Source organism: Marinitoga sp. 38H-ov (genome assembly GCF_011057715.1).
GTDB lineage: Bacteria > Thermotogota > Thermotogae > Petrotogales > Petrotogaceae > Marinitoga.
This window is the reverse complement of sequence record NZ_LNGH01000006.1, coordinates 50,198-62,831: the sequence shown is the minus strand read 5'-3', so window position 1 is coordinate 62,831 and position 12,634 is coordinate 50,198. Positions and strand designations below refer to the sequence as shown.

The following is a 12,634-nucleotide window of genomic DNA, read 5'->3' as shown; positions in this document are numbered from 1 at the left end:
AAAAAAAAACCTTTTCACTAAATTTCACCTAATAATGCTAAAATAATATTAGCTATTTTTTCACCAGTTCTATTAGCGATTTCTATTACCTCTTCAGCGGTTACTGGCTTTAATTCTTCAGGTACAGCCTTATCTGTTACAGCAGAAAAACCTAAAACTTTTATACCTGCATGATTAGCAACTATAACCTCAGGAACAGTTGACATACCAACTAAATCAGCTCCAAAATTTCTCATCATTTTCAATTCAGCTGGTGTTTCAAATGTAGGTCCTGTAATTCCAAGATATACACCTGTATATACAGGAATACCTATTTTTTTAGCAACAGAAATAGCTTTTTCAGTTAACTTTTTATCATATGGTTCGCTCATATCAGGGAATCTAGGTCCCCATTCTTCACAATTTGGACCAATTAAAGGATTATCTCCCATAAAATTAATTTGATCAGTAATTATACAAGGGTTACCAACTTCAAAATTAGGGTTCATTCCACCAGCAGCGTTAGTAACAATTAATATTTTTATACCCAACTCTTGCATAACTCTAATAGGGAATGTAACCTCTTTCATTGTATAACCTTCGTAATAATGAAATCTACCATTCATTAGCATAACATTTTTACCAGAAATTTCTCCAAACATTAATTCTCCTTTATGACCTGGAGCTGTTGATACTGGAAAATTTGGAATTTCTGTATAAGAAATACTTAATGCATTTTCTAATTTATCAGCTATACTATGAAGTCCAGAACCTAAAACTATAGCTATTTCAGGTTTTTTATTAATCTTTCCTTTAATATATTCAGCAGCTTCTCTAACATTATTAACATATTGCTTAATATCAAAGTTCATAAAAACCCCTCCTGTTAAACCGTTTTATAATTAAATTATACCACAAAAATTCTATTCCACGTATCCAATAAAAGGTAAGTTTCTATATTTTTCATCATAATCCAAACCATAACCTATGACAAAATAATTATCTATCACAAAACCTGGAAAGTCAACGTGAATACCATGATCGTGAGCATTTTTAATAAGTAAAGAAGTTAATTTAATTGAAGCAGGATTTTGTTTTTTTAATTCATTAATTAAAAATTTAATAGTGTTTCCCGTGTCCACAATATCTTCAATAAGGAGAACGTGTTTTCCTTCTAAAGGTTCATTTGTCCAACTATTTACTGTTATAGAACCTGTTGAAGATGTTCCACCGTGATAACTGGATACTCTAACAAAATAATATTTCATATCATGATCTATATTTTTAACTAAATCAGAAAAAAAGTGAACAGAACCTTTTAATGCACAAACTGCAATAATTTCATCATCCACATCTTTATAATATTCCGTAATTTGTTTTCCTAATTCTTTAGCTTTTTCTAGTATTTCTTCTTCTGTTAATAAAACATTTAATTTTTTTGGATCAATATCCATGATTATTCACTCTCCTTTCTTAAAGAAACCTCACCAGCATAAACATTTTCTATTATTCCATTTTCAAACATAATTTCTAAATAGTCTCCATGTATTGAAACAATTTTACCACGTTTTTCATCATTTTGAGAGATGATTTTTATAAAATCTCCGTTTCTTATGTTAAGATTACTTATCCATTTTTTTGTGAAAATGGAAATTGTATTATTTTTAAAATATTTAATATAATAATTATAATATGCTGTAGAGTTTATTTGTTTTAATAATCTTTCTAAATTTAATTCTTTATTCTTTTCCTCTATATAACTAGTAGCAATATTCTTTAATTCTTCTGGAATACGGTTATTTACATTTAAACCTACACCTACAATAATAGCAGCAAATGTTTTTCCAGTATAAATTCCTTCTCCTAATATACCGCAAATTTTTTTATTATTTACTAATAAATCATTTGGCCATTTAATAATAGTATCAAGTTTGTATTTTTTTAAAACATCTTTAACAGCCATGGTATAAAGTCTTACATAATGCCAAGGATTCATAGGTCTATTTTTTGGTTTAAATAAGACAGAGAACCATAATCCACCTCGAGGGGATACCCATTCCCTTTTCATTCTTCCATATCCCCCAATTTGTTTTGATGCCCAAACAACACTTTCAGAAGGCAATTCCTTCCAATTTTCTTTTAGAAATTTATTTGTTGAGTCTATAGTATCAAAATATATTATTTTATCACCTATTATTTTTGATCACTACCTTCAATAGGGTTAAAAACATTTTCAATAGCTGGGAATATACCGTTTTTAACCTCTTTTGAATAGTTTTCAATAGATTCTTTAAACAAATCAAAGCCATTTAAATATCTTTTTAAAAACTTTGGTTCAAAATCTTTATTTAAACCAAGAAAATCATGCCATACTAACACTTGTCCATCACAAAATCTTCCAGAACCTATACCTATAGTAGGGATTGATAATGATTCTGTAATTTTTTTAGCCACGGGTTCTGTAACCATTTCTAAAACAATAGAAAATGCACCTGCTTCTTCTAATGAAATAGCGCTTTCAATTAATAAATCTTCTTCAGATTTTGATTTTCCTTTAGAAGATATACCAATTTGTTTATAAGATTGTGGAGTAAAACCAATATGTCCCATAACTGGAATACCATAACTCACCATTTTGCTAATTAAAGGAGCAATATGCTTTCCACCTTCTAGTTTAACAGCATCAGCACCAGCTTTTAATATGAGCCCGGCATTTTTAATTGCCTCGGCTTCTGAAACTTGATAACTCAAAAAAGGCATATCTCCTACTACAAAAGTATTAGGAGCTCCTTTTTTTACCGCTTTTATAAATATCAACATTTCATCCATACCAATTTTTACTGTGTCATCATTACCAAGCATAACATTTGATGCAGAATCACCAACTAAAATTAAATCTATTCCAGCAGCCTCTGCAATTTTTGCACTTATATAATCATAAGCAGTAATCATTGCAATTTTTTCTTTATTTTTCATCTTCAATATTTTTTTTATGCTCATATTCTCCCTCCTTAATTTGGTAGAGGATGTTAATAAAAAAATCGTATACATCTTGATTACCAAAAAATTTTTTAAATACTAATCCTTCATCTTCAATTGTTTTTAAATCATTTCTTGAAACAGGTCCAGTTAAAGCATTTTTAAGTCCTTTTTCTTTAATATTATTTAATGATTTAATGCTTAAATCTATTAAATGATCAATATTATCAATATCTAATTCATTATATATATCTTTAGCCATTTTTATTAATCCATATGAAAAATTAGATGTAATAACAGCGGCTAAATGATATAATTTCTTTTTATTTTGTGGTATTATAACATATTTACCATTTAAAATAGAAATAATTTTTTTTGCAAATTCAATCCCTTTTTCATCTCCTTCAATTCCCCATGTAATTCCCTTTATTTTTTCACAATCTATAATAGAAGAGAAAGGAAAATTTGGATGAATTGAAAAATGAGGTATCCCTTCAAAAAAAGAAGAATCTAAATATCCACTACAATGTCCTATTGCTATGATATTTGATATATCATATTTTTTTAAATTATTCCAAATAGGAATAATATTTTCATCTTGAGAAGTAATTATAACAATACCTTCAAGTATATTGTTATAATTATAATTTTTATCTACTAAAACTACATCATAATTTTTTTCTAAAAAGCATTTATATAAACTTTTTCCTACTTTTCCAGGACCTATAATATTAAATTTCATATACACACTCCGTTTTTAAATTTTGTTATGATATAATTTATTATACTACAAATAAATTATTGGAAGAATATATGAAAAAAAATAATATTTCTAGTATTTTATTTTTCTTAATACAATTAAATATTTTTGGAATATTTGGAATAGCACGGGCATATTTTGAAGATATAGATAAAAGGCATTGATATAAATATAGTAAAGTTACTGAAAAAGTAGACATTTATATTTATCCTTTCCTGATTTAATGGATTAAATGATATGGATATTTATTAGGTGGTATACATATAACAGAAAAAAGTATATAAATTTTTAACAGGATTAGTAATATTAAAATTACATGAAAAAGAATAATTAAATACTTTTGCGCTTAAGAAAAATTCAACGGGAATCTTGGATAAAAGAAGGAAAAATATAGAAATCATAATTTAATAGGTGAATAATATGAGGTTGAATGAGTATGTAAATAAATTTATAAAAAAATCATTATTTTTAACAATAATAATTATCTTTTTAATTACAACAATAATTATAACAATAGACTATTATCTAAATTTAAGAGATATTGTAAATACACAATATCATAAAATTAATGCTATTTTAAAAAATCAAAAGACGAGGATTTTATATAACTCTAAATTAATATCAAAAATATATTCATATTCAGTAAATGATTTTGAAGTAATCAAAAATATAGTTGATGAAAATAAGCTTGTTGTAAAAATAATAGATTACAAGCCAACATCAAATGAAATAAATGTATCTTATCCAGATAATTTTTTAAATTTAGAAATTATAAAATATATTAAAGAAAATATAGAAAATTTGAAAAAAGAAGTATCGTATTATAATTTTTCAGATTATATAATTTTCATAGTTCCATATAATTATATTGTTTTAGATGAAAATATATTTGGTGGTTTTTTATTAATGTACTTTAAAAAAGATTATTTATTAGATGAAGTTAATATAGTATTATCTAAAAAAGAAAAAATAGAAAAAAATATTAATAATATACTTAGTGTAAGAAAATATTTTGATTTTTATAATGAAGATTATTATTATGTTTTAAGTTATAGAAATGATTTATTTCTATACTTAATTTTATTAATAATCATGTTTTCATTAAGCTATATAATATATAGAATATTAAATAGAAGTATTTATGTAGAATTAAAAAAAGATATAATAGATGAAGTAGAAAAATTTTCAAATAATGTTATTGATAATAATAATATAGAAGTAGAATTGAATTTTAAAATTGAAGAAATAAATAAATTAAAAGATTCATATAATATATTAATAGACAAATTAAAGAAAGTAATAAATGAAAAAGATTTGGCATATGAGGAATTACAAGCATCTAATGAACAATTAATTGAAACAACAAATGAATTAGAAAATAGTATAAAAAATTTTGATACATTTTTTAATATTGTTTCAGATTTAGTTTTAAAAGATGCTGATGAAAAAACATTTTTTGATGAAATATTAAAAAAAATAATTGAATTAATTCCAAATGCTGATTATGGGAGTATAATTCTTAGAGATGAAGGGAAATGGAAGTATATATCTGCATATGGACATGATTATAATATATTAAAAGATATTAATTTTGATGAAAAAACATTTGTATATGTTGATAAAACAATGGAAATTGATAATATTATAGAAAAAGATAAATTAATCTTTTCAGAAGAAGAATTTAATAAAATAAAGCAAGCTAGTAAGCCATTTAAAAGAAGTATATTATCTCCTTTAAAATTAAATGATTATGTAATTGGTCAAATCTCATTAGATTCTAAAGAAGATATATCTTTTAGCGATGAATCTATAAAAATATTGGATACATATACTATGATATCTTCTATATTTATTAGATTAAAAAGATCATCAAAAACAGAAGGTCAATTACATAAGAATATTATATTAGCTTTAATAAAAGCGTTAGAATATTATGATAAATATACAAGAGGTCATTCTGAAAGGGTTGCTGACATAGTTTCTGAATTTTGTGAATTTTTAGGAATGAGTAAATCAGAAATAAAAAAGGCTTATTGGGCTGGAATTACTCATGATATAGGGAAATTTTTTATACCACAAACTATATTAAATAAGCCTGGAAGATTAAATGATGAAGAATATGAATTAATAAAACAACATCCAATAAAAAGTTATGAATTATTGGCAAGTAATCCATATCTATCTGAATATTCAAAGATAGTTAGACATCATCATGAAAGATGGGATGGAAAAGGTTATCCTGACAAATTATCAAAGGAAGAAATACCATATATTTCTCGTATTATTACCTTAGCAGATAGTTTTGATGCAATGATAACAATAAGACCATATAAAAAAGCAAAGTCTATAGAAGATATAATTGAAGATATAGAAAAAAATGCTGGAACACAATTTGATCCAGAATTTTCAGTAAATTTTGTAGAATTTCTTAGGAGGAAATATTTGTGAAAATAAAAGTTGAACCATTTGAAAGAATCCGTAAATTTGAGATAATAATTCCATTAATATATTTTTCATTGCTTATAATAGGAATATTAATGGTAAGGACAGCAACATATAATGAATCCATTGAAGAGAATTATTATAAGCAAATAATATTTTCAATATTAGGCATTATTTCATATTTTTTTGTATATTTTTTAAAGGAAAGAGTTATAAAAAATATTATTCCATATTTATATGGAATAACCTTTTTTTTGCTTATATATGTTTTATTTTTTGAAAGGGCAAGATATGGAGCTAGAAGGTGGATTAGGTTAGGACCAATTGGAATACAACCATCACATTTATTTTTAATATTTACTCTTATTATATTTGCGAAATATCTATCAGAGAGAAATAAAAAAGCATATTATTTACTATCTTTTATAACATTATTAGGACTAGGACTTATTTTTAAACAACCTGATTTGGGAATGACATTGTTTACATTTGGATTATGGTTTTTATTAACATATGTATCAGGCCAACATGAAAAAACATGGAAAACAGCATTATTTTTAATGGTATTTTCATCACCATTTGCTTTTTATTTTATGAAAGATTATCAAAGAGCTAGAATTATAGGTTTTTTATTTCCAGAAAAAAATGCAGCAGGTGTTGCCTATAACATGTTACAGGCAACAAGAGCTATCGGTTCTGGAGGTTTATTTGGAAAAGGATATTTAAATGGATTTATGAATCTTTCTAATTTTGTTCCTGAAGATCACAATGATTTTATAATTTCGGTTATTGGAGAAGAACTGGGATTTTTTGGTATATTATTAGTTATATCACTATATGCTATATTAATATATAGAATTTATATATATGCAAACAAAACACAGAGAAAATTTTGGAAATATATATATTTTGGTGCAATTGCAATAATATTTTTTCATGTATATGAAAATATTGGTATGAATTTAGGAATTATGCCAATAACAGGAGTTCCGCTTCCATTAATTTCATATGGAGGAAGTCAGATAATAACCTTTTCTATGTTATTAGGATTGGTAACAAAGGGAATAGCTACAACTGAAACATATAATGAAGAAAATTATTTAGATAATGAATAGGATGATATTATGATTAAAATATTTGTAATAGGAAAACCAAAAACAAAGTTTATAAAAATGGGAATAGAACAATATTTAAAATGGAGTAGTAAATATGACAGAGTAGAATTAATAGAATTACCTCTGTCTAATGATTTAAATAAACCAGAAGAATATAAAAAACAAGATAAGGAAAAATTTGATAAATATTTTTTACCAGATGTTTTTAAAGTAGTTTTAGATGAAAAAGGAAAAGAATTATCTTCTATAGACTTTGCTAAAAAAATAGAAACATGGAGAATAGGTAAAAAGAATATTTCCTTTTTTATAGGCGGTCCGTTAGGTCATCATGAAGATATAAAAAACAATGCAGATTATTTATTATCTATATCTAAAATGACATTTACACATGAAATGGCGGTTTTATTATTATTAGAACAATTATATAGAGCATTTAAAATAAATAATAACGAAAAATATCACTATTAGGAGGTATTTATGCATAAAAGGTTATTTAAAAAATTTAAGAATTATGAAGAAGTGAATAAATTTTTCCAAGAAGAAATAAAGGATGAAAAATCTTTAGAGATTATAAGCAAGGTTATACTTGAAGATGAAGATTCATCATTCGGTTTAGTAGAAGAGGATAGTAGAATTAGATTTATCAAATTTTATCGTTCTGGAAGCTGTGAATTATGTTATGAAGAATATGTAGATGAGACAAAAACAAAATTAGAATCTTGGAAGCAAAAAGCTCCAGATTTTAGAGACAATTCATTAAGATTAGAAATTATATTTGAAGTTAGAGAAAAATAGCCAGGAAATTAATCCTGGCTTATTTTTTTTGTAATAGAAAGCAATTCTTTAATATCATTTATAATATAATCAGCATCTTTTACTTCCTCTAAACCAAAACCATATGCACAACCTACAGAGAGAAAACCATTATATTTAGCAGCTTCTATATCTTTATGCCTGTCTCCAACCATAATAAAATCCTTATTATTATTTGATATTAATTTTAAAACATAATCTTTTTCTTTCCAATTATACATTTCTGCACAATGAGGAGAATCAATATATTTGTTTAATCCTTTTTCTAATAATGCATTTAAATATTTTATATTGCAATTTGAAAGTATATATAATTTATGTTCTTTTTTTAATTCTTTTAAAACTTCAAATGTACCATCAAAAAAAATATTATTTATATCAGTATTTTTAATTATTTCTATTTCATATTTATCAAGCAGATCAATAGCTTTTAATATTATTTTATTATCATTAGTTTTTAAAAGACCTTCAAAAATATCATCTATGGTATAACCTATATATTTAAATATTTCAGAATTTGGAATATTTGGATCATAATTTAAATCTTTTAAAACATTTCTAATAGCGGGCAATGCAATGTTTTCTGTTTTTACAAGTGTTCCGTCTAAATCAAATACAATATTCATAATTACCTCCGAAAATTCATAATTTTTTAATATAATTGCCAAAAATTATAGATAATTAATCTTAAATAAATTATACGGGATTTTTATATTAATGTAAAAAATATTATACTATACACAGAATTAATTAATTCCAGGAAGGAATTAATTAAAATTAAAAAATCATATGGGAGGGAAGAGTCATGAAAAGGTTATCTTTTTTAGTTATTTTATTAGTTGGTTTAGTGATTATAGGTATTTCAAAAGATATTGTCATAGGATTATCCATGGACAATTTAAGACTTGAAAGATGGCAAAAAGATAGAGATATTTTTGTATCAGTTGCAAAGAAATTAGGTGCAAAGGTAATTGTTCAATCTGCTAATGGAGATGATACATTACAACTTTCACAAGCAGAAAATATGATAGCTCAAGGTGTAGATGTATTAGTTATTTTACCTCACAATGGTAAAGTAATGGGAAGTATAGTAAAAGAAGCACATGAAAATGGAATTCCTGTTATTGCATATGACAGATTATTAATGAATTGTGAAGTAGATTATTATGTCACATTTGATCCTATAAAAGTTGGTGAATATCAAGCAAAATATTTAGTTGAAAAAAAACCTGAAGGAAATTATTTCTTATTAGGAGGTTCACCTACAGATAATAATGCATATTTATTTAGAGAAGGTCAAATGAAAATATTAAAACCATATATAGATAGCGGAAAAATAAAAATTGTTGGTGATCAATGGGCAAAAGATTGGCTTCCACAAGAAGCATTAAAAATAATTGAAAATGCATTAACAGCAACAAGAAATAATATTGATGCTATAGTAGCTTCTAATGATAGTACAGCTGGTGGAGCAATTGAGGCTTTAAAAGAACAAGGATTAGCAGGTAAAGTGTTAGTATCTGGACAAGATGCAGATTTAGCTGCATGTCAAAGAATTGTAGAAGGACTTCAAACAATGACAGTATATAAACCAATAGATAGCCTTGCAACTCAAGCAGCACTTATGGCTATATCAGCTGCTAATAAAATTAAAGTAATAACAAATGGATATGTTAACAATGGAGTTAAAGAAGTTCCAACATTTTTCTTAGAACCTATTCCTGTTGATAAATCAAATTTAGTAGATACAATAATAAAAGATGGTTTTCATAAATTGGAAGATGTTTATAAAAATGTACCTAAAAATGAATGGCCAGAAATCAAATAATAATAAATCAAATAAAGATGTATAGGGATGAAAACATCCCTATACATATAAAATACAAATCTAGGAGGGATATATTTGAATTATATATTAGAAACTAAAAATATATCTAAAGAATTTCCTGGTGTAAAAGCATTAAATAATATAAATTTAAAAATAAAAAAAAATGAATTACATGCAATAGTTGGAGAAAATGGAGCTGGAAAATCTACTCTAGTAAAAATATTATGCGGAATATATCCATATGGTACTTATAATGGAGAATTGTATTTAGAAGGAAAGTTAAAAAAATTTTATTCAACAAAGGATTCTGAAAAAGAAGGTATTTCTGTTGTTCATCAGGAATTATCATTGTTTGATGAATTATCAGTAACTGAAAATTTGTTTATAGATTTTAATAATATTAACAAAAATTATATTAATTGGAATTACTTAAATTTAGAAGCTAAAAAATGGTTGAAAAAGGTAGGATTGTCTCATATTGAACCCATAATTAAAGTAAAAGAATTAGGTGCAGGAGAAAAACAATTATTAGAAATTGCTAAAACGTTAGTTCAAAATCCAAAAATATTAATTTTAGATGAACCAACATCATCATTATCAAGAAAAGAAACTGAAATTTTATTCAATATAATTAGAGAGTTAAAACAACAAGGATTATCATTTATATATATTTCTCATAAGCTTGAAGAGATTTTTGAATTAGCAGATACTATAAGTGTCTTTAGAGATGGAAACTTGATTAATACAGATATTAAAGAAAATTATAATGAGGATAAAATAATCAAATTAATGGTAGGAAGAGATATAAAATATATGTATCCAATAAGAAAAATAAAGCCAGAAGAAAAAATTATTTTCGAAGTAAAAAGTTTTAATGTATATAATAAACTTGGGAAAAAAATAGTTAATAATATAAGTTTTTATTTAAGAAAAAGTGAAATATTAGGAATTTTTGGATTAGTTGGTGCTGGAAGAAGTGAATTAGTAAACAGTATTTATGGTTCATATAAAGGAAAATATAATGGCGAAATATTTTTAGAAGATAGGAAATTAAATATAAAAACACCTGAAGATAGTTTAAAAAACGGAATATCATTATTAACAGAAGAAAGAAAAACTTATGGAATTATTCCGAACTTAACAGTTAGAGAAAATATTTCTTTACTATATCTAAGGAATAAACTTTATGTAGATAAATATAAAGAGTTGCAATTAGTAAAGGAAAAAATAGAAAAATTAAAGGTAAAAACAAGTAGTTCAGAATCAAAAATAACTACTCTTAGCGGTGGAAATCAACAAAAAGCATTGTTAGCTAGAAATATTATGATTTATCCTAAAATAATAATAATTGATGAACCAACTAGAGGAATTGATATTGGGGCAAAATCAGAAATATATGAATTAATGAATGAAATAACAGCTGATGGATTATCAATAATTATGGTTTCTTCAGAACTCCCAGAAATTCTAGGAATAAGCGATAGAATTTTAGTAATGCATGAAGGAAACTTAGTTGCTGAGTTTGATAATACCAAAAAGGATATAACTCAAGAAGAAATAATGAATTATGCAGTGGGGGTGTTTTAATGAATAAATTAAAAAATTTAAAATTAAAAGAATATATGATGGTAATTGCATTAATATCTATATGGATAATATTTGGAATTTTAACTGAAGGCTTTTTTTTAAATCCAAGAAATTTATCAAATTTATTTAGACAATCAATATTTATATCCTTATTAGCAATAGGCATGGTTTGGGTTATAGTTTTAGGTGAGATAGATTTATCAGTAGGATCTGTAGTGGGTCTTAGTGGAGGATTATTAGCCATATTAGATGTATGGAAAGGATTAAATCCTATATTATCTTTTATAATTGTTATTTTATTGGGAGCTTTGGTGGGTATATGGAATGGTTTTTGGACAGCAAACAGAAAAATTCCAGCATTTATTGTTACTCTTGGAGGGATGCTAATTTTTAGAGGTATTTTAGTTGGTATAACAAAAGGTACGACTATAGGGCCATTAAGTAATTTTTATGAGGTTTTAGGAAAGGGATATATAGATAAAAAAATAGGATATATTTTAGGAATTATTGCAGCAATTATATTTACATTGTTTGAATTTAGAGAATGGAAGAAAAAAGTAAAATATAATATGACAAAATTACCATTTAAATATGAATTTATTAAATTAGTAATATATATATCTCTTATATTTGCATTTGTATATATATTAAATAGTTATAGAGGAATTCCTATATTCTTTTTAGTAATGATATTGTTATTAATTTTATTTCTATATGTATCAAATTATACAGTATTTGGTAGATATATATACGCATCAGGAGGTAATAAAGAAGCAGCAATAGTAGCAGGTATTAATGTAAAAAAAATAACTTTTATAGTTTTTATCATAAATGGGATAATGGCAGCATTAGCTGGTATATTTTTGACTGCGAGATTAGATGCTGCATCAGTAGCTTCGGGACAAGGAGCAGAACTTGATGCAATAGCAGCTTGTGTAATAGGTGGAACAAGTTTAATGGGAGGAATAGGAAATGCTTTTGGTGCAGTTATTGGAGCTATAGTAATGGCAAGTTTGGATAATGGTATGAGTTTAATGAATGTTCCAATGTTTTGGCAATCAATTATAAAAGGATTAGTATTAATTTTTGCAGTTTGGTTTGATATAGAAAGCAAAAAAAATGATTAGGAGG

The 12,634-nt window shown here is 25.1% G+C and carries 13 protein-coding genes; 7 read left to right on the top strand and 6 right to left on the bottom strand.

Annotated elements, in window-relative coordinates; all coding sequences use genetic code 11:
* Window positions 1–17: 17 nt before the first annotated feature.
* Genes AS160_RS01840 through AS160_RS01820 form a run of 5 tightly spaced genes read right to left on the bottom strand, consistent with a single transcriptional unit; the run spans window position 18 to window position 3,700 of the window.
* Window positions 18–851 (bottom strand): purine-nucleoside phosphorylase, encoded by an 834-nt coding sequence (locus tag AS160_RS01840; protein WP_165144282.1) that lies wholly within the window; start codon window positions 849–851, stop codon window positions 18–20.
* Between the two features lie 51 nt (window positions 852–902).
* Window positions 903–1,433, bottom strand: a complete 531-nt coding sequence (gene hpt / locus AS160_RS01835; protein WP_165144281.1) for a hypoxanthine phosphoribosyltransferase — start codon at window positions 1,431–1,433, stop codon at window positions 903–905.
* Window positions 1,434–1,435: 2 nt separating this feature from the next.
* Complete coding sequence (locus AS160_RS01830) at window positions 1,436–2,158, bottom strand: biotin--[acetyl-CoA-carboxylase] ligase (protein ID WP_277601263.1); 723 nt, start codon at window positions 2,156–2,158, stop codon at window positions 1,436–1,438.
* A gap of 14 nt (window positions 2,159–2,172) precedes the next feature.
* Window positions 2,173–2,979, bottom strand: coding sequence for a 3-methyl-2-oxobutanoate hydroxymethyltransferase (panB, locus tag AS160_RS01825; RefSeq protein WP_165144280.1), 807 nt, complete (start codon window positions 2,977–2,979; stop codon window positions 2,173–2,175).
* A complete protein-coding gene (locus tag AS160_RS01820) occupies window positions 2,945–3,700 on the bottom strand; it encodes a DUF2520 domain-containing protein (protein ID WP_165144279.1) in 756 nt (251 codons plus the stop codon). The genes panB and AS160_RS01820 overlap by 35 nt, the downstream gene beginning before the upstream one ends.
* Window positions 3,701–4,138: 438 nt before the next feature.
* Here AS160_RS01820 and AS160_RS01815 point away from each other — a divergent pair, with 438 nt between their 5' ends.
* Genes AS160_RS01815 through AS160_RS01800 form a run of 4 tightly spaced genes read left to right on the top strand, consistent with a single transcriptional unit; the run spans window position 4,139 to window position 8,070 of the window.
* Window positions 4,139–6,166, top strand: a complete 2,028-nt coding sequence (locus AS160_RS01815) for an HD-GYP domain-containing protein (RefSeq protein WP_165144278.1) — start codon at window positions 4,139–4,141, stop codon at window positions 6,164–6,166.
* Window positions 6,163–7,275, top strand: coding sequence for an FtsW/RodA/SpoVE family cell cycle protein (locus AS160_RS01810; RefSeq protein WP_165144277.1), 1,113 nt, complete (start codon window positions 6,163–6,165; stop codon window positions 7,273–7,275). The genes AS160_RS01815 and AS160_RS01810 overlap by 4 nt, the downstream gene beginning before the upstream one ends.
* A 9-nt stretch (window positions 7,276–7,284) precedes the next feature.
* Complete coding sequence (locus tag AS160_RS01805) at window positions 7,285–7,743, top strand: 23S rRNA (pseudouridine(1915)-N(3))-methyltransferase RlmH (RefSeq protein WP_165144276.1); 459 nt, start codon at window positions 7,285–7,287, stop codon at window positions 7,741–7,743.
* 9 nt (window positions 7,744–7,752) lie between these two features.
* Window positions 7,753–8,070 carry a hypothetical protein gene (locus AS160_RS01800; RefSeq protein WP_165144275.1) on the top strand — a complete coding sequence of 106 codons (318 nt, stop codon included), beginning with the start codon at window positions 7,753–7,755 and terminating at the stop codon, window positions 8,068–8,070.
* Window positions 8,071–8,078: 8 nt separating this feature from the next.
* On the opposite strand, the gene AS160_RS01795 is transcribed toward AS160_RS01800, so the two are convergent.
* A complete protein-coding gene (locus AS160_RS01795) occupies window positions 8,079–8,714 on the bottom strand; it encodes an HAD family hydrolase (protein ID WP_165144274.1) in 636 nt (211 codons plus the stop codon).
* A 179-nt stretch (window positions 8,715–8,893) separates the two neighbouring features.
* Here AS160_RS01795 and xylF point away from each other — a divergent pair, with 179 nt between their 5' ends.
* The 3 genes from xylF (at window position 8,894) to AS160_RS01780 (ending at window position 12,630) form a co-directional block, all read left to right on the top strand.
* Window positions 8,894–9,916, top strand: coding sequence for a D-xylose ABC transporter substrate-binding protein (xylF, locus tag AS160_RS01790; RefSeq protein ID WP_165144273.1), 1,023 nt, complete (start codon window positions 8,894–8,896; stop codon window positions 9,914–9,916).
* A gap of 75 nt (window positions 9,917–9,991) precedes the next feature.
* A complete protein-coding gene (locus tag AS160_RS01785) occupies window positions 9,992–11,503 on the top strand; it encodes an ATP-binding cassette domain-containing protein (protein WP_206528033.1) in 1,512 nt (503 codons plus the stop codon).
* Window positions 11,503–12,630, top strand: a complete 1,128-nt coding sequence (locus AS160_RS01780) for a sugar ABC transporter permease (protein ID WP_165144272.1) — start codon at window positions 11,503–11,505, stop codon at window positions 12,628–12,630. Before AS160_RS01785 ends, AS160_RS01780 begins: the two co-directional genes overlap by 1 nt.
* Window positions 12,631–12,634 lie beyond the last annotated feature (4 nt).

What these genes read in the sequence shown, in the direction of transcription:
- AS160_RS01800 (WP_165144275.1), top strand. Translation starts at nt 7,753, where the DNA reads ATGCATAAAAGGTTATTTAAAAAATTTAAGAATTATGAAGAAGTGAAT.
- AS160_RS01805 (WP_165144276.1), top strand. Translation starts at nt 7,285, where the DNA reads ATGATTAAAATATTTGTAATAGGAAAACCAAAAACAAAGTTTATAAAA.
- hpt (WP_165144281.1), bottom strand. Translation starts at nt 1,433, where the DNA reads ATGGATATTGATCCAAAAAAATTAAATGTTTTATTAACAGAAGAAGAA.
- AS160_RS01815 (WP_165144278.1), top strand. Translation starts at nt 4,139, where the DNA reads ATGAGGTTGAATGAGTATGTAAATAAATTTATAAAAAAATCATTATTT.
- AS160_RS01840 (WP_165144282.1), bottom strand. Translation starts at nt 851, where the DNA reads ATGAACTTTGATATTAAGCAATATGTTAATAATGTTAGAGAAGCTGCT.
- AS160_RS01780 (WP_165144272.1), top strand. Translation starts at nt 11,503, where the DNA reads ATGAATAAATTAAAAAATTTAAAATTAAAAGAATATATGATGGTAATT.
- panB (WP_165144280.1), bottom strand. Translation starts at nt 2,979, where the DNA reads ATGAGCATAAAAAAAATATTGAAGATGAAAAATAAAGAAAAAATTGCA.
- AS160_RS01795 (WP_165144274.1), bottom strand. Translation starts at nt 8,714, where the DNA reads ATGAATATTGTATTTGATTTAGACGGAACACTTGTAAAAACAGAAAAC.
- xylF (WP_165144273.1), top strand. Translation starts at nt 8,894, where the DNA reads ATGAAAAGGTTATCTTTTTTAGTTATTTTATTAGTTGGTTTAGTGATT.
- AS160_RS01820 (WP_165144279.1), bottom strand. Translation starts at nt 3,700, where the DNA reads ATGAAATTTAATATTATAGGTCCTGGAAAAGTAGGAAAAAGTTTATAT.